This window comes from Pectobacterium nicotianae, assembly GCF_023272715.1.
GTDB classification, from domain to species: Bacteria; Pseudomonadota; Gammaproteobacteria; order Enterobacterales; family Enterobacteriaceae; genus Pectobacterium; species Pectobacterium brasiliense.
Map to the genome: position 1 here is coordinate 4,565,603 of NZ_CP096821.1, position 20,253 is coordinate 4,585,855.

General features: G+C 48.8%; 15 protein-coding genes, 2 tRNA genes and 3 rRNA genes. 10 read left to right on the forward strand and 10 right to left on the reverse strand.

Going from position 1 to position 20,253, the window contains the following annotated elements:
• Positions 1-22: 22 nt before the first annotated feature.
• The gene (gene fis, locus MYB54_RS20300; protein WP_005975342.1) at positions 23-319 is read left to right on the forward strand and encodes a DNA-binding transcriptional regulator Fis; all 297 of its coding nucleotides are present in this window, start codon (positions 23-25) and stop codon (positions 317-319) included.
• 168 nt (positions 320-487) lie between these two features.
• Here fis and MYB54_RS20305 read toward each other — a convergent pair whose 3' ends face one another.
• Positions 488-631, reverse strand: coding sequence for a hypothetical protein (locus MYB54_RS20305; protein ID WP_248721283.1), 144 nt, complete (start codon positions 629-631; stop codon positions 488-490).
• Positions 624-812 carry a host cell division inhibitor Icd-like protein gene (locus MYB54_RS20310; protein ID WP_180773982.1) on the reverse strand — a complete coding sequence of 63 codons (189 nt, stop codon included), beginning with the start codon at positions 810-812 and terminating at the stop codon, positions 624-626. The genes MYB54_RS20305 and MYB54_RS20310 overlap by 8 nt, the downstream gene beginning before the upstream one ends.
• Positions 813-1,000: 188 nt before the next feature.
• Between MYB54_RS20310 and MYB54_RS20315 the strand changes: the two genes are divergently transcribed.
• Together MYB54_RS20315 and MYB54_RS20320 are read left to right on the forward strand one after the other, a co-directional pair.
• Entirely contained in the window at positions 1,001-1,180 is a 180-nt protein-coding gene (locus MYB54_RS20315; RefSeq protein ID WP_039556291.1) for a YlcI/YnfO family protein, read from the forward strand.
• A gap of 249 nt (positions 1,181-1,429) precedes the next feature.
• Positions 1,430-2,170: a toll/interleukin-1 receptor domain-containing protein gene (locus MYB54_RS20320; protein ID WP_180773983.1), complete on the forward strand. Its 741-nt coding sequence runs from the start codon at positions 1,430-1,432 to the stop codon at positions 2,168-2,170.
• Between the two features lie 502 nt (positions 2,171-2,672).
• Here MYB54_RS20320 and MYB54_RS20325 read toward each other — a convergent pair.
• From MYB54_RS20325 to MYB54_RS20335, 3 genes are all read right to left on the reverse strand, one after another.
• On the reverse strand, positions 2,673-4,325 hold the full coding sequence (locus MYB54_RS20325; protein WP_180773984.1) for a DUF262 domain-containing protein: 1,653 nt from the start codon (positions 4,323-4,325) through the stop codon (positions 2,673-2,675).
• 132 nt (positions 4,326-4,457) lie between these two features.
• Complete coding sequence (locus MYB54_RS20330; protein ID WP_248721284.1) at positions 4,458-4,859, reverse strand: ASCH domain-containing protein; 402 nt, start codon at positions 4,857-4,859, stop codon at positions 4,458-4,460.
• A gap of 68 nt (positions 4,860-4,927) precedes the next feature.
• Positions 4,928-6,073: an endonuclease/exonuclease/phosphatase family protein gene (locus MYB54_RS20335; protein ID WP_205543378.1), complete on the reverse strand. Its 1,146-nt coding sequence runs from the start codon at positions 6,071-6,073 to the stop codon at positions 4,928-4,930.
• Positions 6,074-6,393: 320 nt separating this feature from the next.
• On the opposite strand from MYB54_RS20335, the gene MYB54_RS20340 reads away from it, so the two are divergent.
• The 6 genes from MYB54_RS20340 (at position 6,394) to MYB54_RS20365 (ending at position 12,422) form a co-directional block, all read left to right on the forward strand.
• A complete protein-coding gene (locus MYB54_RS20340) occupies positions 6,394-7,161 on the forward strand; it encodes an amino acid ABC transporter substrate-binding protein (protein WP_039278965.1) in 768 nt (255 codons plus the stop codon).
• 89 nt (positions 7,162-7,250) lie between these two features.
• Positions 7,251-7,916, forward strand: coding sequence for an amino acid ABC transporter permease (locus MYB54_RS20345; RefSeq protein ID WP_014913817.1), 666 nt, complete (start codon positions 7,251-7,253; stop codon positions 7,914-7,916).
• Between the two features lie 361 nt (positions 7,917-8,277).
• A complete protein-coding gene (locus MYB54_RS20350; protein ID WP_039278959.1) occupies positions 8,278-9,303 on the forward strand; it encodes an amino acid ABC transporter substrate-binding protein in 1,026 nt (341 codons plus the stop codon).
• A 66-nt stretch (positions 9,304-9,369) separates the two neighbouring features.
• Complete coding sequence (locus tag MYB54_RS20355) at positions 9,370-10,548, forward strand: amino acid ABC transporter permease (RefSeq protein WP_248721285.1); 1,179 nt, start codon at positions 9,370-9,372, stop codon at positions 10,546-10,548.
• A 9-nt stretch (positions 10,549-10,557) separates the two neighbouring features.
• Complete coding sequence (locus MYB54_RS20360) at positions 10,558-11,652, forward strand: amino acid ABC transporter permease (RefSeq protein WP_014913814.1); 1,095 nt, start codon at positions 10,558-10,560, stop codon at positions 11,650-11,652.
• Between the two features lie 8 nt (positions 11,653-11,660).
• On the forward strand, positions 11,661-12,422 hold the full coding sequence (locus MYB54_RS20365; protein ID WP_248721286.1) for an amino acid ABC transporter ATP-binding protein: 762 nt from the start codon (positions 11,661-11,663) through the stop codon (positions 12,420-12,422).
• 447 nt (positions 12,423-12,869) lie between these two features.
• Here MYB54_RS20365 and rrf read toward each other — a convergent pair.
• From rrf to MYB54_RS20390, 5 genes are all read right to left on the reverse strand, one after another.
• Positions 12,870-12,985: ribosomal RNA gene (rrf, locus tag MYB54_RS20370) — 5S ribosomal RNA — on the reverse strand.
• A 140-nt stretch (positions 12,986-13,125) separates the two neighbouring features.
• A 23S ribosomal RNA gene (locus tag MYB54_RS20375) occupies positions 13,126-16,032 on the reverse strand.
• A 215-nt stretch (positions 16,033-16,247) separates the two neighbouring features.
• Positions 16,248-16,323 (reverse strand) — tRNA-Ala (locus MYB54_RS20380).
• A gap of 42 nt (positions 16,324-16,365) precedes the next feature.
• Positions 16,366-16,442 (reverse strand) — tRNA-Ile (locus MYB54_RS20385).
• A 73-nt stretch (positions 16,443-16,515) separates the two neighbouring features.
• A 16S ribosomal RNA gene (locus MYB54_RS20390) occupies positions 16,516-18,057 on the reverse strand.
• Together the 16S, 23S and 5S rRNA genes with 2 tRNA genes alongside form the textbook arrangement of a ribosomal RNA operon.
• A 605-nt stretch (positions 18,058-18,662) precedes the next feature.
• Here MYB54_RS20390 and purH point away from each other — a divergent pair.
• Positions 18,663-20,252: a bifunctional phosphoribosylaminoimidazolecarboxamide formyltransferase/IMP cyclohydrolase gene (purH, locus tag MYB54_RS20395; protein ID WP_010285525.1), complete on the forward strand. Its 1,590-nt coding sequence runs from the start codon at positions 18,663-18,665 to the stop codon at positions 20,250-20,252.
• The last annotated feature ends 1 nt before the right edge of the window (position 20,253 follow it).

The following is a 20,253-nucleotide window of genomic DNA, read 5'->3' on the forward strand; positions in this document are numbered from 1 at the left end:
CAGAAAAAGAGCTGACAGAACTATGTTCGAACAACGCGTGAATTCTGACGTACTGACCGTTTCCACTGTAAACTCTCAGGCTCAGGTAACCCAAAAACCCCTGCGCGACTCGGTTAAACAGGCACTGAAGAACTATTTTGCTCAATTGAACGGTCAGGATGTAAGTGACCTGTATGAGCTGGTATTGGCTGAAGTTGAACAGCCACTGTTGGACATGGTGATGCAATACACCCGCGGTAACCAAACCCGCGCTGCCCTGATGATGGGCATCAACCGCGGTACTCTGCGTAAGAAATTGAAAAAATACGGCATGAACTGATACTAATCAGTTAAGCATTTGAAAAAAGGCGCTTTACCTCTTGGGTTAAGCGCCTTTTTCTTTGCCTTCTATTTGCGTGGCAACCTGAGCTATTTCGTCTGCGAGATGAGGAATTCGTTATTAATGACTCATCCCTTCTTGTTTATCCGTTTCTGACGCATGGAAGAGTCAGTGCAGGTTATCTAGCCGTTCCGCTAACACGAACGTTAAGATCTCTTTCGATTCTGGATTATTCAATTCAACAATGGCGTAAGCCAACGCACGACACTGATCGAGCGCTTCTTCGGGTTCTAACGGCGTGTTATCAAACATGACGCACCTCCTGAACAGGCAGGCAACCAGCGAAGACCATGACATGACCATCAGGGGAATATTCCCGCGCCTGACGTTCGGTGGCAGCGATAATATGCACGACACGCTGGGAGGATGTTCCCAAAGCAAGAAAGCGATACTGAAATTCGGGGCGAGTTTGGGTAGACTGGATATCAGCCATAGTGTTAGCTCCAATAACATTGTGGTTAGAGGCTCGTAGGTGTTGGTAGCACCTGCGGGCTTCGCTATTTTTAACCTTGAATCACTCAAAGTGTCAGCCACTATAAAATTAAGTGTCAGCCACGTCAACGCTATTTTTTGTGCTTTATTGTGTATACTGTCTGGCACCAATCAGCATTAGGAATAGTCATGGCAACGAAAGCAGTAAATGCAAAATCAAGAAAGCTTGAGGCGAGAGTTCCACATGATATTGCTGAAGCAATGGAAAAAGTAAAAGAGCCGGATGAGAGCACAGGGCAATTTATCGTTTCTGCCATGCAAGGTGAGATCAAACGCCGCCAGCGCAAGCAGCCTAAAGATGAATCTTAAGGCTGAGTGTTATTGTGGGTAGTGTAGGTTATACGGGCTAGTGCTAGTCTAGTAGGTAATTCAGTGCCAGAAACGGATGCTTACTCGGGAATATCCTATCTGTTGCGCCAACTGATACCGAAGATTTACAATTACTTGCTTTACTGTTAATAAGCCAACACAGTCAAATGCTGATGCACCCATTGATTGGGAAGCTAAACTATTTCGCTCAGTTAAAAATTCGTACCGAAACTTCACGTAGGGAAAACAATGTCGATTCCAAAAGCCTTTGTTTCTTACTCACACGACTCCCTAGAACACAAAAAATGGGTTCTCGACCTCGCTACTCGTCTGCGAAACAATGGGGTTGACGCCATTTTGGATCAATGGGATCTGAGACCGGGCGATGACCTCCCTAGCTTCATGGAGCAGGGTTTAATTTCTGCTGATCGCATACTCATGGTCTGCACAGATAAATACGTTGAAAAGGCGAACTCAGGTGCAGGTGGAGTCGGATACGAAAAAATGATTGTTACAGCCGACTTATTAAAGACTATCGACTCAAACAAAGTCATCCCATTGATTCGTCAAAGCGGACACTTCAACGTTCCAAATTTCCTCCGTTCCAAACTATTTTTAGATTTTTCTCATCCTGATCAATATGAATTTTCATTTGATGAGCTGATTCGAGCTTTGCACAATGCCCCTCTTTATGAAAAACCCCCCGTTGCGAATAATCCATTTGTCCCCATTTCCCAAACTCCCCCCAATCGTACAGGTGATGGAGTTCTGGAAGTTATGAAAGTAATTGTTGAGCAGTTCGAGAACCAAGCTTCTGAAAGGATCAGTTACGGTAGGTTGATCATGCAAGCACCTATGTCCAGAATCATGCTTGATTTGTATATAGAAGAAGCGAAGTCATTGGGTCTGATTACTCAAGACATAATCAATGATGTTATTCTAACAACTAATGGTAAAAATTATGCCGTTAATCACAAACTTGTTCGATAGCAAGAAGTCACAATAATCGTTTACTGAACGAATGGGGAGCCAAGTTTAAAAATAGATGCCGTTATATCTTTCCCTACTCAGCCAGTTATTCCATCACGGTCTCAATTTTTTCAGCATAACTGTTTATCCTTTCATCTGAAATAATGGGGGTTAGCTTTAATGCGTAAATATAGCAAATAGAACAGAAAGCGAAGGAATTATCGAACGTTGACACCTATCTCATTACCGTCAGTCAAAATATTAATTAGAGAAGGAAGTGTAATTATTCCGGTAAACATAGCTATTTACTTTTATAAGTATTCAGACATCCTAATATTTTCCAAATTGATGCTGTACAATTTTTTCATGCAACAACATTTTATGTAGAGAATTAGGATTACAATTTTGTCAAGGTGATATATTTCCTTACTCAGATCCTCGGATAAATTTCTATGTATTTTAAAAAACGATATTTATTAAACCATAGCGGTATGCTGCCATGGTTTAATTGTCTTATTTGAGATTATACTAACCAAAGCTTTTTCAGCTGATACTTCATATTTTCATGTCTAATTTCAAGTTCAGCTCCGCTCCACTCTTCAGATTTACATACATCCTTTGTTAAATCAAAAGAACTTTTACTATTTAATTTTTCATAAATTGATTTTTTCTTAATAAAATCAGAATGTTGAGCTTCAGAGTTTTTAGTCCCACTGATAAGCGTTAAATTACCAATCTTATGTAGCCAGTAAACATGATCCTGTGGGCTAAATCTGCGAATCCAATATTCATTTACCAAAGCCTGGGGGAGAATATGTTCAATTGTTATTCGACCAGTATAGGTTTTTATAACACTTTCATCCTGTTGTTCCATATCGAGACGAAGTAAAATTGCTTTTATTAGATTTACCTGGTTAGGTCTTGGTTCATATAGGTCATCATCGAGCGCTGTGGTAAATCCGACATTATCAGCATGCTGGTTTATCTGATTAATTACTGATTCAAATGGCATGTCATTGTTTATAGCAACCAGAGTTGAATAACAGACCATTTCCCTTTGGCTCTTAATTTGTTTCTTCAACCAGCCATGCATATAAACTTTTTCAAAGGAAGTAATGAATTGGGAGAAGTCCTCTATTGTAAAATCATCTGAACGAGCCATTCTATTCATAAATGCCATTAATGGAGGAATCCACTCATCCACACCTAGATTACTCAGTGACGCAATTTTTCTTCGTATCGAAGAATGTTCAAAATCATTCTCCAATATTTTCGTGTAGTTTTTAGCCGAATTAACTAACATCAAAGACATTGCAATAGCATCACCACCAAACTGCCCCTGTAAGTTTTCAATAAAGGACTCAAAACCTTTTTGTAAAACCCTATCACGATCTCTCTTCTCTGAAAGCTTATGAAGTGTAAGAAACTTATCTAGCCTCCTGACACCAACCATATCTTCAATTTGAGACCATGCCGACTCAATTTGCTCCGATTTCTTATTATGAGCTGACGCCGACTCAAAGAGAGCATTTTTTAACAAATCTGCATTACTTAAAGGTAATCCTCGACTGTTTAATACATTAAAAAGCCGAAATGAAGAAGCAAAGTCATCGGTTTGAACAAATACAATATATACATTCTGAAGTATATATTTTGCCAAAACTTTCAGTTCATCAATCGATAGTTGAGTTAAATAACTTTTTATCACCTCAGAATTACTTATGAATACTAAATCAGTATCAGATGGCTTTTCAGGTTTATAATCCTTCAAGTCTTGAAGTATATAGTATTTATAAAGATCATACTCTTTTTTTCTAACAATTAACCTCGGCTCATCGGTTTCATCCGAATAAACATCAATAGGTAAAACTCTTTTTTGCAAATCATCTTTAATTCCTTGTATAGGAATTATTTTCTTCAACTCCGATACAATAATACTTAATGTTGTCAGTCGTTGTTGACCATCAACAACTTCATAATGATTTTGCCCTTTACTGATACAAATCATACTTCCTATAAAATATTCTTTTTCATCAGACTGAGAGCTTTTATAAATATCATCAATAAGTTGCTCGGCATTATCCACTGTCCAGCTATAGGGGCGTTGATATGAAGGAATAATAAATTTTTTATTTTCTGTAAGGATATCCTGTACTTTACACTCTTTAGCTTCCATTTTTTCATCCAATTAACTAATAATAAATACATTATCTTTCTGATAAATCAGAAAGGCAACTACATAAAATTGTGCTCGTTATAATCACCTCTGCTAAAAACACTGCCATATCACGCAGCAACCAACACAGAATCAAAACACCTCAATCAGCTCAAACTCTTCAAACACCAGCAGCATATCTGAGGCGAAGGTGCCTTCTCTTTCAAAATACCTCTGATGGCCTTCGCGCCAGAAAGCCAGGCTTTTGTCGCCTTCGCCTTCTTTCGCTGCCATCTCAGCGGTGACATCGCAGTAGCGCACCAGCGTTAACGAGCGCGTGCGAATGACGCAGGAAGGCTGTCCGGCACCGTCCAGAACGATGTTGTAATCGCCGACCTGTGGCGTTTCCTCGTTTTTGAACATGTGATACGAGCTACAGGTTGCGGTTTTATGCCCTTCCAGTACCAGTTGCAGCAATTCATCCGCCAGCGCGGGACTGTCGCCAAATGACCAGCGTAGCGCGTCTGGGTATTGCTCTAATCCTTGCTTACTCATTATCTTCCTCTGTTTATATGGCTATGATTGCTTTGTGTTCTCACGCCATGATAGTCATAAAGCGAGCATCAGGTAATATCCACTTCTACCCAGAGCGCGGCATGGTCGGACGCCGCCGTGTCCCATGAGGTGACTTCCGGTAGCGGCGTAACGGGTTCCGCGCCCTCTTTGGCGGCAATCTTGTCGATATTATAAATCCCCCGACGCTCGACGCCCCACTCCACCACCGCCTGATGCAGCGGTGCAGATAAGAAAATGTAGTCCAGTTGGTTTAACCGAGCCCCTTTCTTTCCTCCAGAAAAATAGTAGGTGTAGCGCTCTTTTTCTGGGCGCTCAGGGTCGATAACCGGGTGTAAATCCGATAGAGAAAACAGCGGAGCCAAACTGTGCCAGGGGTTTGACGAATCCTCGTTCAAATCACCGAGAATGACCACGTAATCCTTCTTGAGATCGTAAGTCTGCTGAACAATCTCCGCTACGCGTTCGGCCTGATCGCGGCGTTTCTCTGTCCCACGCAGCCGCTCTTCTTCCGTTTGGCCGCTCTGGCTTTTGAAATGGTTACACAGAATATAAATCGGCTGTTTGAGGCCGGCATCCAGCGTCACTTCGAGACAATCACGGCTAAATACGGGATCGAAGCGCTTTCCGGCATCAAAAATATGCGTACGGAGCTGGGCAATCCGATAACGCGTCAGGCAGGCGACATCAATACCGCGCGGATCGTTCGGGCTGTCGATCATCACGAACTGGCTGAATTTATCGTCCCCCAGCACCTGATTGTTGAAATCACGCAGGACATCCATGTTTTCTACCTCAACGGCGCACAGAATATCGGCGTTAAGCAGGGTAATAATCTTGCCCGTATTCTTACGCTGTTGACTGCTGAACTCCTGCGCCTTAAACACGATTTCGCCGATCCAATCCCCACGACCACGGCAGCTTTTATTGATCCTAAATCCGGTGCCAGCGTCCTCTTTTTTCCATCGCCCCAGCGTGCCCGCGTCAGTACGGATATCAATATAAGGGCGCAGTGCGATAGAAAGGCGGAACACCTGATCTTTCAGGGCATCATCGTATTGGGGCTGTTCAAGAAGATGCTGAAGCTGCCTGACCTGCTGCAACAAGGCGTCAATCTGCTTGGAATTGGGGAGGTTGAGAATCGCGCTACGGTGGAACAGGTTCTCGACGTTATAGCTGGCGATGCGGATCTTCATTGTTGTCTCCTGCTAGGTAGTGGCAAAAGCAATGACGTCCTTTTAAGGATAGAAGTGCATTGTGACAGTTGGACAGCATTCCCGGCAGCAATAGACTTTTTCTATCGTTCTTTCACTCAACATGGTTAAAACGTGTTAGACGCACTATATTCACTACAAAAGTAAGGTTCGCGACAAAAGTGCACACACCATGAGTACTATATTCACTTCTGATATAAATAATCACACAACGTGATTTATAAACAGATGTTTTGTCGCGTAGATTCGTTATTAACAAAAGTTATAAGCACATCGCTGCACACCACTCACAGGAATTCATAATGAAAAAAATACGTTTTGCTTTACTGACCAGCGCCCTGCTTGCTACCAGCGTATTCGCTCATGCCGATGACCTTAGCGCCATCAAGTCCGCAGGGGTTATCAAGATCGGCACGGAAGGTACCTACGCGCCTTATACCTATCATGATAAATCAGGCCAGCTGGTTGGTTTCGATGTGGATATTGGCCGCGCGGTAGCAGAGAAGCTCGGCGTGAAAGCCCAATTCATTGAAGGGCGCTGGGACGGGTTAATCGCCGGTATTGATGCCAAGCGCTACGATGCGGTCATCAATCAGGTTGGCATAACCAAAGAGCGTCAGGCCAAGTATGATTTCTCCAAGCCGTATATCGATTCCAAGGCGGTGCTGGTTGTCCGTGGCGATAACACCACCCTCAAAGATTTCAGCGATCTGAAAGGCAAAAAAGCGGCTCAGAGCCTGACCAGTAATTACTCTAAGCAAGCCACCAGCTACGGTGCGGACATTGTGCCGACGGACGGTTTTAACCAGTCTTTGGATCTGGTGCTCAGCGGCCGTGCGGACGCCACGTTAAACGACAATCTGTCATTCCTGGATTTCAAAAAGCAGAAACCGGATGCCAACGTGAAGATTGCAGCGACCTCAAAAGACGGTGAGCCTTCTGCGATTCTGGTACGTAAAAATCAGGAACCACTGGTGGAGGCATTGAATAAAGCTCTGGATGAAATTAAAGCAGACGGCACCTATAAAACGATATCTGTGCGATACTTCGGGGAGGATGTTTCTCAATAATCGCACTGTTATCAGAGCGCGCTGTCATCATTATGGTGGTCATCAGCGCGCTCTGTGATTAGCGCATACCGTTATCGGAGCTCGTTTTCATGCCGCCTTGGCTACAACTCATGGCAGACTCCTTCTGGAGTCTGCTTTCTGCGGGACTTAAATTCACTGTCCCTCTGGCGATTCTGTCTTTCATCTTTGGCTTAGCCCTCGGCATTCTCATCGCGCTGGTTCGCCTTTATGGCCCCAAGCCGCTGAAATGGCTGGGTGATTTCTACGTTTGGGTTATCCGTGGCACGCCATTACTGGTGCAGCTTTTCCTGATTTTTTATGGGCTGCCCAGCGCGGGGATTACTCTGGATGCGTTTCCTGCCGCACTCATTGGCTTCACCGTCAGCGTGGGTGCCTATAGCTCAGAGATCGTGCGCGGGGCCATTTTGTCTGTTCCGAAAGGCCAATGGAATGCCGCCTATTCTCTCGGTATGAATGGCAGACAGGCGATTCGCTGGGTCATCTTCCCGCAATCCGTTTTCGTGTCGCTGCCGCCGCTTTCCAATACGTTTATTTCCTTAATCAAGGATACGTCGCTGGCCGCTGTCATCACCGTGCCGGAGATGTTCTTATCCGCTCAGCGCATCGTTTCCGTGACCTATGAGCCTCTGATTCTGTATGTCGAGGCTGCGCTGATTTACCTGATGTTTAGCACCGTGCTAAGTCAGCTACAGGTGAAACTCGAAAAGTATTATCAGCGCCACATCACGCACTAACACTTCCCGCATCAGCCCACGCCATCCGCTGGGCTGATGACATTACCGCGTTCCCGGACCCTCCCTGCTCAGCAGGCAAGCCTGAAGATGCCTCACGATCTCCATTTTGACGCACTAAAAGAGGGCGCATCAGCCTCTTTGCATTTATCACGGTGCGTGCATACCCAATTAGAATTACCCACTTAGATCAATAAGCATTCCTTTTCGTCTTCATTATCAAGCAAATAGAAAATTGGCATTTTATTTGCTTTGCTCTGCTCACGTCGGCATACCGACAGACAGGTATGGTGCACCTCATTGTGCACCGCAACACAACTGTGTACTGCAACAACAGCAGATAACTCTAGACGCTAGGATGATTATGAAAAGAATAGTGATTTCTACTCTGGTTGCTGGCGCGTCACTCTTTGCCGCAATCAATCAAGCCCATGCAGGTGCAACGCTGGACGCGATTCAGAAGAAAGGATTTGTGCAATGCGGTATCAGCGATGGTTTGCCCGGCTTTTCCTATGCGGACGCCAGCGGCAAATACTCCGGCATTGATGTTGACGTGTGCCGCGGCCTTGCTGCCGCCGTATTCGGCGACGCCAATAAAGTTAAATACACGCCGCTGACGGCAAAAGAACGCTTCACTGCGCTGCAATCCGGCGAAGTTGACGTGCTGTCACGCAACACGACCTGGACCTCTTCCCGCGATGGCGGCATGGGCATGCTCTTTACTGGCGTCACCTACTACGATGGTATTGGCTTCCTGACGCACAACAAAGCAGGCTTAAGCAGTGCAAAAGAGCTGGACGGCGCAACCGTCTGTATTCAGGCCGGAACCGATACCGAGCTGAACGTCGCTGACTACTTCAAGACCCATAAAATGCAGTACACCCCCGTCACGTTCGACCGCTCTGATGAAAGTGCCAAAGCGCTGGAGTCTGGCCGCTGCGATACGCTGGCATCAGATCAGTCACAGCTGTATGCACTGCGTATCAAGCTGAGTAAACCTGCTGAATTCATCGTTCTGCCAGAGGTGATTTCCAAGGAGCCGCTGGGCCCGGTAGTACGCCGTGGTGATGAAGAGTGGTTCTCGATCGTACGCTGGACGCTGTTCGCTATGCTGAATGCCGAAGAGATGGGTGTGACCTCGAAAAACGTCGACCAACTGGCAGCAAAACCCACCACGCCAGATATGTCCCACCTGCTGGGCCACGAAGGCAGCTACGGTAAAGATCTCAAATTACCGAACGATTGGGCCTTCAAAATCATCAAACAGGTCGGCAACTACGGCGAAATCTTCGAGCGTAATGTCGGTATGGGCAGCGAGTTGAAAATTAAGCGCGGCCTGAACGAACTGTGGAACAAAGGCGGCATCCAGTACGCGCCAGCGGTACGTTAATTATCAGAAAAACCTGGGCGCAGTGGATCGCTGCGCCCCTCAGTACCCCCGTTTCGAGGTTTCAGCATGCTACAACGCCCAACCGTAAAAGGTGATTTATCACTGACTAATCCAGCGGTGCGCGCCTGGCTGTATCAAATTGTCGTTGTTATCGCGGTATTGGCTGTCGCAGTCTACCTGTTGCACAACACCGTGACCAATCTGGCACAGAGGGGCATCACCTCTGGCTTCGATTTCCTGAATAAAAGCGCCGGCTTTGGCATCGTCCAGCACCTGATTGACTATCAACAAGGCGACACCTACGCCCGCGTTTTTCTTGTTGGGCTATTCAATACGCTTCTGGTTTCGGCGTTGTGTATCGTGTTTGCGTCGATTCTCGGCTTCACTGTTGGTCTGGCACGACTGTCCGACAACTGGCTACTACGAAAAATATCTAACGTTTACATAGAGATATTTCGTAATATCCCGCCGCTATTGCAAATCTTCTTCTGGTATTTTGCCGTACTGCGAAATCTACCGGGGCCACGCCAGTCAATTAGCGCGTTTGATGTCGCCTTTCTCAGCAATCGTGGTTTCTATCTACCCTCTCCTGAATTGGGACCGGGTGCGGCGGCATTTTTTCTTTCTCTCATTATTACGCTAGTGGTGACATGGGACGTTTTCCGGCGTAACCAGCGCTATCACGCGTTAACCGGCCAGCCACGCAGAACCTGGCCGCTGACGTTAGGCCTGTTGCTTGTGCTGTGTGCACTCAGCCACCTGATTTTCGGCCCCGCCTTTCACTGGGATATGCCGGAATTAAAAGGGTTTAACTTCCGCGGCGGCATGGTGCTGATCCCTGAACTGGCGGCATTAACCGTCGCCCTGTCGGTCTACACCTCATCGTTTATCGCCGAGATCATTCGTTCAGGCATCCAATCGGTTTCCCACGGTCAACACGAGGCGGCACGTTCTCTCGGCTTACCGAACCCCGTTACGCTGCGCAAAGTCATCCTCCCGCAGGCGCTGCGCGTCATCATTCCACCACTGACCAGCCAGTACCTCAATATTGTGAAGAACTCGTCGCTGGCTGCCGCCATTGGCTATCCCGACATGGTGTCGCTGTTCGCGGGAACGGTGCTGAATCAGACCGGTCAGGCTATCGAAACTATCGCCATTACCATGTCGGTCTACCTCACTATCAGCCTGCTGATCTCGCTGCTGATGAACCTGTATAACCGCAAAATCGCGTTAGTCGAACGCTAAGAGGACGCCATGACGATGAACCATTATACGCAAGGCCGTCAGTCCCCTCTGTTCAAAGCGATGCAGTGGGCGCGGCGTAATCTCTTCTCCAGTATCAGTAATAGCCTGTTAACACTGTTTTGCCTCTGGCTATTGTGGGTTGCCATACCGCCGCTGCTCAACTGGGCTATCTTTCAGGCTAACTGGATTGGCACAACTCGCAATGACTGTACGCGTGAGGGTGCCTGCTGGGTCTTCATTCATGCCAGATTTGGGCATTTCATGTATGGGCTGTATCCAGCGGCGGAAGTCTGGCGCATCAACTTTGCACTCGCCATCGCTCTACTCAGTATCCTGCCGATGTTCCTAAAAAGTATCCCCTATCGCGGACGCTACATTGCCGTCTGGGCAGTGGCGTATCCGCTCATTGCCTGGTGGTTGCTTTACGGCGGTTTTGGCGGGCTCAGCCGAGTGGAAACCTATCAGTGGGGCGGGCTCACGTTAACGCTGATTATCGCCGCCGTGGGTATCGCGGGTGCGTTACCACTTGGCATCTTGCTCGCATTAGGGCGACGTTCCACGCTGCCGATCGTTCGTATGCTTTCCGTTGTCTTCATCGAATTTTGGCGTGGCGTACCGCTCATCACCGTGCTTTTTATGTCATCCGTGATGCTGCCGCTGTTTTTAACGGAAGGCACCACGATCGACAAACTGCTAAGAGCGCTGGTCGGCGTTATCTTATTCCAGTCCGCCTATGTAGCTGAGGTCGTTCGCGGTGGCTTGCAGGCGCTTCCGAAAGGACAGTATGAAGCCGCTGAATCCCTGGGCTTAGGCTATTGGCGCATGCAGGGGCTGGTCATCCTCCCACAAGCGCTGAAAATGGTTATCCCAGGTCTGGTGAATACCATTATTTCTCTCTTTAAAGACACGAGTCTGGTGATCATCATCGGCCTTTTCGATCTCTTCAGCAGCATCCAACAGGCAACGGTCGACCCCACCTGGCTGGGTATGTCGACAGAAGGCTATGTCTTCGCCGCCATGGTCTATTGGATTTTCTGTTTCAGCATGTCGCGCTATAGCCAACATCTGGAAAATCGTTTTAACACCGGACACAAGTCACACTGAGGCCATCCATGAATCAGACCGCATTAACTCAATCAACCGATCACATGATTACCTTAGAGAATGTGAATAAGTGGTACGGGCAATTTCATGTGCTTAAAGACATCAATCTGCAAGTCAGGCAGGGGGAACGCATTGTGCTGTGTGGTCCTTCCGGCTCGGGGAAATCAACCACTATACGCTGCATTAATCATCTTGAAGAACATCAAGCAGGGCGGATTGTCGTTGATGGTATTGAAGTGAATAATGATTTACGCAATATCGAAAAAATTCGTACTGAAGTCGGCATGGTTTTTCAGCATTTCAATTTGTTCCCGCACTTAACCGTGTTGCAGAACTGTACGCTAGCACCATGCTGGGTGCGCCACACACCTAAGAAAGAAGCGGAAGAGTTAGCAATGCACTATCTGGAACGCGTGCGTATCGCCGCGCATGCGCATAAATTTCCGGGGCAGCTGTCTGGAGGCCAGCAGCAACGCGTGGCCATCGCACGCTCACTGTGCATGAAGCCCAAGATTATGCTGTTTGACGAGCCGACGTCTGCGCTGGATCCTGAAATGGTGAAAGAGGTACTCGATACTATGCTTGGACTGGCGCAGGACGGGATGACGATGCTCTGCGTCACGCATGAAATGGGGTTTGCAAAAACTGTCGCTGATCGGGTGATCTTTATGGATCAGGGCGAGCTCGTGGAACAAGCGCCGCCGGATATCTTCTTTTCCAACCCTCGCTCAGAACGTACTCAGGCATTTCTCTCACAAATACTGCACTAATCGGAAGTACTCCGCCTGCGTGTCCTACGCAGGCCTTCCCCCAGCATCGCCATTATCATGGATCTCAAAGTTCGAGTTATCGCATAACTAACGCAAACTGGATGAGGCAGGAAGGTTTCTTCATCCAAAAAGCTACCCTATGTCCCGTATTTGCTACGGCTATCTACCTGATACACCGCAATAGATCCACAACGGCAAGCAAATCGTTACAGATAACATCCCAAATTTCCCATAGCAAAAAGCCCCTGTCTTTCGACAGGGGCTTTCCACTTGTTTGATGCCTGGCAGTTTATGCCGGGCGTCCTGCCCGCCACCCTCCGGGCCGTTGCTTCGCAACGTGCAAATCCGCTCCCGGCGGATTTGTCCTACTCCAGAGAGCCCTCACCGACAAACAACAGATAAAACAAAAGGCCCAGTCTTTCGACTGAGCCTTTTGTTTTATTTGATGCCTGGCAGTTCCCTACTCTCACATGGGGAAGCCCCACACTACCATCGGCGCTACGGCGTTTCACTTCTGAGTTCGGCATGGGGTCAGGTGGGACCACCGCGCTATCGCCGCCAGGCAAATTCTGTTTCATTCCAGCCGTTACTATGGTGACTTTATCTTTCTCGTCATCACGCAACCACCAGAACCAATCTCTGAACAAGCTGAACATCGTTCTCTATGAGTCTTTCATCACCCACAAAACACCTTCGGTGTTGTAAGGTTAAGCCTCTCGGGTCATTAGTACTGGTTAGCTCAACGTATCGCTACGCTTACACACCCAGCCTATCTACGTCGTCGTCTTCAACGGCCCTTCAGGGGCATCTAGTGCCCAGGGAAGACTCATCTCGAGGCAAGTTTCCCGCTTAGATGCTTTCAGCGGTTATCTCTTCCGCACTTAGCTACCGGGCAATGCAATTGGCATCACAACCCGTACACCAGTGGTGCGTTCACTCCGGTCCTCTCGTACTAGGAGCAACCCCTCTCAATCTTCCAACGCCCACGGCAGATAGGGACCGAACTGTCTCACGACGTTCTAAACCCAGCTCGCGTACCACTTTAAATGGCGAACAGCCATACCCTTGGGACCTACTTCAGCCCCAGGATGTGATGAGCCGACATCGAGGTGCCAAACACCGCCGTCGATATGAACTCTTGGGCGGTATCAGCCTGTTATCCCCGGAGTACCTTTTATCCGTTGAGCGATGGCCCTTCCATTCAGAACCACCGGATCACTAAGACCTGCTTTCGCACCTGCTCGAGCTGTCACTCTCGCAGTCAAGCTAGCTTATGCCTTTGCACTAACCTCCTGATGTCCGACCAGGATTAGCTAACCTTCGTGCTCCTCCGTTACGCTTTGGGAGGAGACCGCCCCAGTCAAACTACCCACCAGACACTGTCCGCAACCCGGATTACGGGTCCACGTTAGAACATCAAACATTAAAGGGTGGTATTTCAAGGTTGGCTCCACGCAGACTGGCGTCCACGCTTCAAAGCCTCCCACCTATCCTACACATCAAGGCTCAAGGTTCAGTGTCAAGCTATAGTAAAGGTTCACGGGGTCTTTCCGTCTTGCCGCGGGTACACTGCATCTTCACAGCGAGTTCAATTTCACTGAGTCTCGGGTGGAGACAGCCTGGCCATCATTACGCCATTCGTGCAGGTCGGAACTTACCCGACAAGGAATTTCGCTACCTTAGGACCGTTATAGTTACGGCCGCCGTTTACCGGGGCTTCGATCAAGAGCTTCGCCTTGCGGCTGACCCCATCAATTAACCTTCCGGCACCGGGCAGGCGTCACACCGTATACGTCCACTTTCGTGTTTGCACAGTGCTGTGTTTTTATTAAACAGTTGCAGCCAGCTGGTATCTTCGACTGATTTCAGCTCCATGAGCAAGTCACTTCACCTACCATCAGCGTGCCTTCTCCCGAAGTTACGGCACCATTTTGCCTAGTTCCTTCACCCGAGTTCTCTCAAGCGCCTGAGTATTCTCTACCTGACCACCTGTGTCGGTTTGGGGTACGATTTGATGTTACCTGGAGCTTAGAGGCTTTTCCTGGAAGCGTAGCATCGGTTACTTCATCACCGTAGTGACTCGTCATCACGCCTCAGTGTTAACGATGACCCGGATTTACCAAAGTCATCCACCTTCACGCTTAAACCGGGACAACCGTCGCCCGGATAACCTAGCTTTCTCCGTCCCCCCTTCGCAGTAACAACGAGTACAGGAATATTAACCTGTTTCCCATCGACTACGCTTTTCAGCCTCGCCTTAGGGGTCGACTCACCCTGCCCCGATTAACGTTGGACAGGAACCCTTGGTCTTCCGGCGTGCGGGTTTTTCACCCGCATTATCGTTACTTATGTCAGCATTCGCACTTCTGATACCTCCAGCAGCCCTCACAGGCCACCTTCGCAGGCTTACAGAACGCTCCCCTACCCAACAACACCTAAGTGTCGCTGCCGCAGCTTCGGTGCATGGTTTAGCCCCGTTACATCTTCCGCGCAGGCCGACTCGACCAGTGAGCTATTACGCTTTCTTTAAATGATGGCTGCTTCTAAGCCAACATCCTGGCTGTCTATGCCTTCCCACATCGTTTCCCACTTAACCATGACTTTGGGACCTTAGCTGGCGGTCTGGGTTGTTTCCCTCTTCACGACGAACGTTAGCACCCGCCGTGTGTCTCCCGTGATAACATTCTTCGGTATTCGTAGTTTGCATCGGGTTGGTAAGTCGGGATGACCCCCTAGCCGAAACAGTGCTCTACCCCCGAAGATGAATTCACGAGGCGCTACCTAAATAGCTTTCGGGGAGAACCAGCTATCTCCCGGTTTGATTGGCCTTTCACCCCCAGCCACAAGTCATCCGCTAATTTTTCAACATTAGTCGGTTCGGTCCTCCAGTTAGTGTTACCCAACCTTCAACCTGCCCATGGCTAGATCACCGGGTTTCGGGTCTATACCCTGCAACTTAACGCCCAGTTAAGACTCGGTTTCCCTGCGGCTCCCCTATACGGTTAACCTTGCTACAGAATATAAGTCGCTGACCCATTATACAAAAGGTACGCAGTCACCTAACAAGTAGGCTCCCACTGCTTGTACGTACACGGTTTCAGGTTCTATTTCACTCCCCTCGCCGGGGTTCTTTTCGCCTTTCCCTCACGGTACTGGTTCACTATCGGTCAGTCAGGAGTATTTAGCCTTGGAGGATGGTCCCCCCATATTCAGACAGGATGTCACGTGTCCCGCCCTACTCATCGAACTCACAATTCGTGCATTTTTGTGTACGGGACTATCACCCTTTACTGTGCGACTTTCCAGACGCTTCCACTAACACACAAACTGATTCAGGTTCTGGGCTCCTCCCCGTTCGCTCGCCGCTACTGGGGGAATCTCGGTTGATTTCTTTTCCTCGGGGTACTGAGATGTTTCAGTTCCCCCGGTTCGCCTCATGACACTATGTATTCATGTCATGATAGTGTGTCGAAACACACTGGGTTTCCCCATTCGGGTATCGTCGGGTATAACGCTTCATATCAGCTTACCGACGCTTATCGCAGATTAGCACGCCCTTCATCGCCTCTGACTGCCTAGGCATCCACCGTGTACGCTTAGTCGCTTAACCTCACAACCCGAAGATGTTTCGATTGAATCATCATCGCGCTGCGATTATTTGAGAGACTCATTGACAGACTGATTCACCACGACACACCCGAAGGCCGTCATGCATGTTCAGCTGTCATGTTTCAATTTTCAGCTTGTTCCAGATTGTTAAAGAGCAAAACTTCGCAGTGCACCCAGACAGGTACACTCTGAAATTTTCTATACAGCGAGTAGTGATGGTGGAGCTATGCGGGATCGAACCGCAGACCTCCTGCGTGCAAGGCAGGCGCTCTCCCAGCTGAGCTATAACCCCATCGTTGCTTACAGATACCTTAGATACCACTCACGGAAGAGTTGGTAGGCCTGAGTGGACTTGAACCACCGACCTCACCCTTATCAGGGGTGCGCTCTAACCACCTGAGCTACAAGCCTATTAAGGTATTTCTGCTCGTTATTTTCATCAGACAATCTGTGTGAGCACTTCACTTAACGCACATCTTTTTGGTAAGGAGGTGATCCAACCGCAGGTTCCCCTACGGTTACCTTGTTACGACTTCACCCCAGTCATGAATCACAAAGTGGTAAGCGCCCTCCCGAAGGTTAAGCTACCTACTTCTTTTGCAACCCACTCCCATGGTGTGACGGGCGGTGTGTACAAGGCCCGGGAACGTATTCACCGTAGCATTCTGATCTACGATTACTAGCGATTCCGACTTCATGGAGTCGAGTTGCAGACTCCAATCCGGACTACGACGTACTTTATGAGGTCCGCTTGCTCTCGCGAGGTCGCTTCTCTTTGTATACGCCATTGTAGCACGTGTGTAGCCCTACTCGTAAGGGCCATGATGACTTGACGTCATCCCCACCTTCCTCCGGTTTATCACCGGCAGTCTCCTTTGAGTTCCCGACCGAATCGCTGGCAACAAAGGATAAGGGTTGCGCTCGTTGCGGGACTTAACCCAACATTTCACAACACGAGCTGACGACAGCCATGCAGCACCTGTCTCAGAGTTCCCGAAGGCACTAAGCTATCTCTAGCAAATTCTCTGGATGTCAAGAGTAGGTAAGGTTCTTCGCGTTGCATCGAATTAAACCACATGCTCCACCGCTTGTGCGGGCCCCCGTCAATTCATTTGAGTTTTAACCTTGCGGCCGTACTCCCCAGGCGGTCGATTTAACGCGTTAGCTCCGGAAGCCACGCCTCAAGGGCACAACCTCCAAATCGACATCGTTTACAGCGTGGACTACCAGGGTATCTAATCCTGTTTGCTCCCCACGCTTTCGCACCTGAGCGTCAGTCTTTGTCCAGGGGGCCGCCTTCGCCACCGGTATTCCTCCAGATCTCTACGCATTTCACCGCTACACCTGGAATTCTACCCCCCTCTACAAGACTCTAGCCTGTCAGTTTTGAATGCAGTTCCCAGGTTAAGCCCGGGGATTTCACATCCAACTTAACAGACCGCCTGCGTGCGCTTTACGCCCAGTCATTCCGATTAACGCTTGCACCCTCCGTATTACCGCGGCTGCTGGCACGGAGTTAGCCGGTGCTTCTTCTGCGGGTAACGTCAATCGATAAGGTTATTAACCTTACCGCCTTCCTCCCCGCTGAAAGTGCTTTACAACCCGAAGGCCTTCTTCACACACGCGGCATGGCTGCATCAGGCTTGCGCCCATTGTGCAATATTCCCCACTGCTGCCTCCCGTAGGAGTCTGGACCGTGTCTCAGTTCCAGTGTGGCTGGTCATCCTCTCAGACCAGCTAGGGATCGTCGCCTAGGTGAGCCATTACCTCACCTACTAGCTAATCCCATCTGGGCACATCTGATGGCGAGAGGCCCGAAGGTCCCCCTCTTTGCTCTTGCGAGGTTATGCGGTATTAGCTACCGTTTCCAGTAGTTATCCCCCTCCATCAGGCAGTTTCCCAGACATTACTCACCCGTCCGCCGCTCGTCACCCAAAGAGCAAGCTCTTCTGTGCTACCGCTCGACTTGCATGTGTTAGGCCTGCCGCCAGCGTTCAATCTGAGCCATGATCAAACTCTTCAATTTAAGATTTGTTTGATTTGCTGAACTCGTCAGCGATGCTCAAAGAATTAAAACTGTTTATTCGTAATGAATTTACTGTTGTTCACTCTTCAAGACTTTTTTATATCGTTAAGATACGGTCTTGTGAGTGCCCACACAGATTGTCTGATTAAATTGTTAAAGAGCAGTGCCACTTCATCGGTGGCGCGGGCTGCATATACTATGCTTTTCCGCTGTGAAGTCAAGTCATTACTGACCGCCTTCGTTGAATCTTTTTTCCTGTAACTACAACCGCGTGTCGCTGTTGCCGTGTCAGTGGAGGCGCATTATAGGGACTTCTCGTCAGGCCGCAATAGGTATTTTAAAGAAAAATGACTGTTTGCTGCATTCCACAGCAAAACCCCGCCTTATACCTTTTTTTGCACAAACTTATCCACAGAAAGCATTCTACTCAAAAATTGACGAGCATCACGCAAACGTTTTCGCTACAATTCACCCCGTTCAAAATCGTCGTGTTTCTGCGAACGCTAACTGAATATTTCTCTTTATTCCGCAATTATTGCTCTGACAAAGACGATATTCACATACCGTTCTTTACTGACTACCCAAATCCAGGGGATAACATCATCATGCAACAACGCCGTCCAATTCGCCGCGCTCTGCTCAGCGTTTCTGACAAAGCAGGTATTGTCGAATTTGCTCAAGCTCTGTCCCACCGTGGCGTCGAGCTCCTTTCAACTGGTGGAACTGCCCGTTTACTGGCCGATGCTGGCTTAGCGGTGACTGAAGTCTCTGACTACACCGGCTTCCCGGAAATGATGGATGGGCGTGTAAAGACCCTGCACCCGAAAGTACACGGCGGCATTCTGGGACGGCGCGATCAAGATGATGCAATCATGACGCAGCACGACATCAAGCCGATTGATATCGTCGTTGTGAATCTGTATCCGTTTGCTCAGACCGTCGCTCGTGAGAACTGCACATTAGAAGATGCGGTTGAGAATATCGATATCGGTGGCCCGACGATGGTTCGCTCCGCCGCCAAGAACCATAAAGATGTGGCTATCGTGGTCAAGAGCAGCGACTACAGCGCCATCATTAATGAAATCGACGCCAACGAAGGTTCACTGACCTACGAAACCCGTTTCGATTTAGCGATCAAAGCCTTCGAACACACTGCCGCTTACGACAGTATGATTGCCAACTACTTTGGTGCACTGGTTCCGCCTTACCACGGTGAAACCGATAAACCATCAGGCAACTTCCCGCGCACGTTAAACCTTAACTACATCAAAAAGCAGGACATGCGCTACGGGGAGAACAGCCATCAGCAAGCTGCCTTCTATATAGAAGAGAATATTCACGAGGCCTCTGTCGCCACCTCGACACAGTTACAAGGCAAAGCGCTGTCTTATAACAACATCGCCGATACCGATGCAGCGCTGGAATGTGTGAAAGAATTCGCAGAGCCGGCCTGCGTTATCGTTAAGCATGCGAATCCGTGCGGCGTAGCAATTGGCGGCTCAATTCTCGATGCTTACGAGCGCGCCTATAAAACCGACCCAACATCTGCATTCGGCGGCATTATCGCTTTCAACCGCGAGCTGGATGAAGAGACGGCGCAGGCCATCATTAGCCGCCAGTTTGTCGAAGTGATTATTGCCCCATCTGCCAGTGATGCCGCATTGAAGGTAACCGCAGCCAAACAAAACGTACGCGTATTAACCAGCGGCAGCTGGCAACAACGCGTTCCTGGGCTGGACTTCAAACGCGTCAATGGTGGTTTGCTGGTACAGGACCGCGATCTGGGCATGGTCGATGCGTCTCAATTGCGTGTCGTCACCGAGCGCCAGCCGAGCGAACAGGAATTACGTGATGCCCTTTTCTGCTGGAAAGTGGCTAAATTCGTTAAATCCAATGCGATTGTGTACGCACGCGACAACATGACCATCGGGATAGGCGCTGGCCAGATGAGCCGCGTTTACTCAGCGAAAATCGCCGGTATCAAAGCGAGCGATGAAGGGCTGGAAGTAAAAGGTTCCGCTATGGCGTCTGATGCGTTCTTCCCATTCCGTGATGGTATTGATGCCGCTGCGGCCGTTGGTATTACCTGCGTGATCCAACCGGGCGGGTCGATTCGTGATGATGAAGTCATTGCTGCCGCCAACGAACACGGCATTGCGATGATCTTTACCGACATGCGCCATTTCCGCCATTAAT

Excerpts from the sequence above, each read along its gene's own strand:
- MYB54_RS20335 (WP_205543378.1), bottom strand. The coding sequence starts at position 6,073 with ATGAAGATCCGCATCGCCAGCTATAACGTCGAGAACCTGTTCCACCGT.
- purH (WP_010285525.1), top strand. The coding sequence starts at position 18,663 with ATGCAACAACGCCGTCCAATTCGCCGCGCTCTGCTCAGCGTTTCTGAC.
- MYB54_RS20315 (WP_039556291.1), top strand. The coding sequence starts at position 1,001 with ATGGCAACGAAAGCAGTAAATGCAAAATCAAGAAAGCTTGAGGCGAGA.
- MYB54_RS20345 (WP_014913817.1), top strand. The coding sequence starts at position 7,251 with ATGCCGCCTTGGCTACAACTCATGGCAGACTCCTTCTGGAGTCTGCTT.
- MYB54_RS20305 (WP_248721283.1), bottom strand. The coding sequence starts at position 631 with ATGTTTGATAACACGCCGTTAGAACCCGAAGAAGCGCTCGATCAGTGT.
- MYB54_RS20310 (WP_180773982.1), bottom strand. The coding sequence starts at position 812 with ATGGCTGATATCCAGTCTACCCAAACTCGCCCCGAATTTCAGTATCGC.
- MYB54_RS20320 (WP_180773983.1), top strand. The coding sequence starts at position 1,430 with ATGTCGATTCCAAAAGCCTTTGTTTCTTACTCACACGACTCCCTAGAA.
- MYB54_RS20365 (WP_248721286.1), top strand. The coding sequence starts at position 11,661 with ATGAATCAGACCGCATTAACTCAATCAACCGATCACATGATTACCTTA.
- MYB54_RS20330 (WP_248721284.1), bottom strand. The coding sequence starts at position 4,859 with ATGAGTAAGCAAGGATTAGAGCAATACCCAGACGCGCTACGCTGGTCA.
- fis (WP_005975342.1), top strand. The coding sequence starts at position 23 with ATGTTCGAACAACGCGTGAATTCTGACGTACTGACCGTTTCCACTGTA.
- MYB54_RS20360 (WP_014913814.1), top strand. The coding sequence starts at position 10,558 with ATGACGATGAACCATTATACGCAAGGCCGTCAGTCCCCTCTGTTCAAA.
- MYB54_RS20325 (WP_180773984.1), bottom strand. The coding sequence starts at position 4,325 with ATGGAAGCTAAAGAGTGTAAAGTACAGGATATCCTTACAGAAAATAAA.
- MYB54_RS20350 (WP_039278959.1), top strand. The coding sequence starts at position 8,278 with ATGAAAAGAATAGTGATTTCTACTCTGGTTGCTGGCGCGTCACTCTTT.
- MYB54_RS20340 (WP_039278965.1), top strand. The coding sequence starts at position 6,394 with ATGAAAAAAATACGTTTTGCTTTACTGACCAGCGCCCTGCTTGCTACC.
- MYB54_RS20355 (WP_248721285.1), top strand. The coding sequence starts at position 9,370 with ATGCTACAACGCCCAACCGTAAAAGGTGATTTATCACTGACTAATCCA.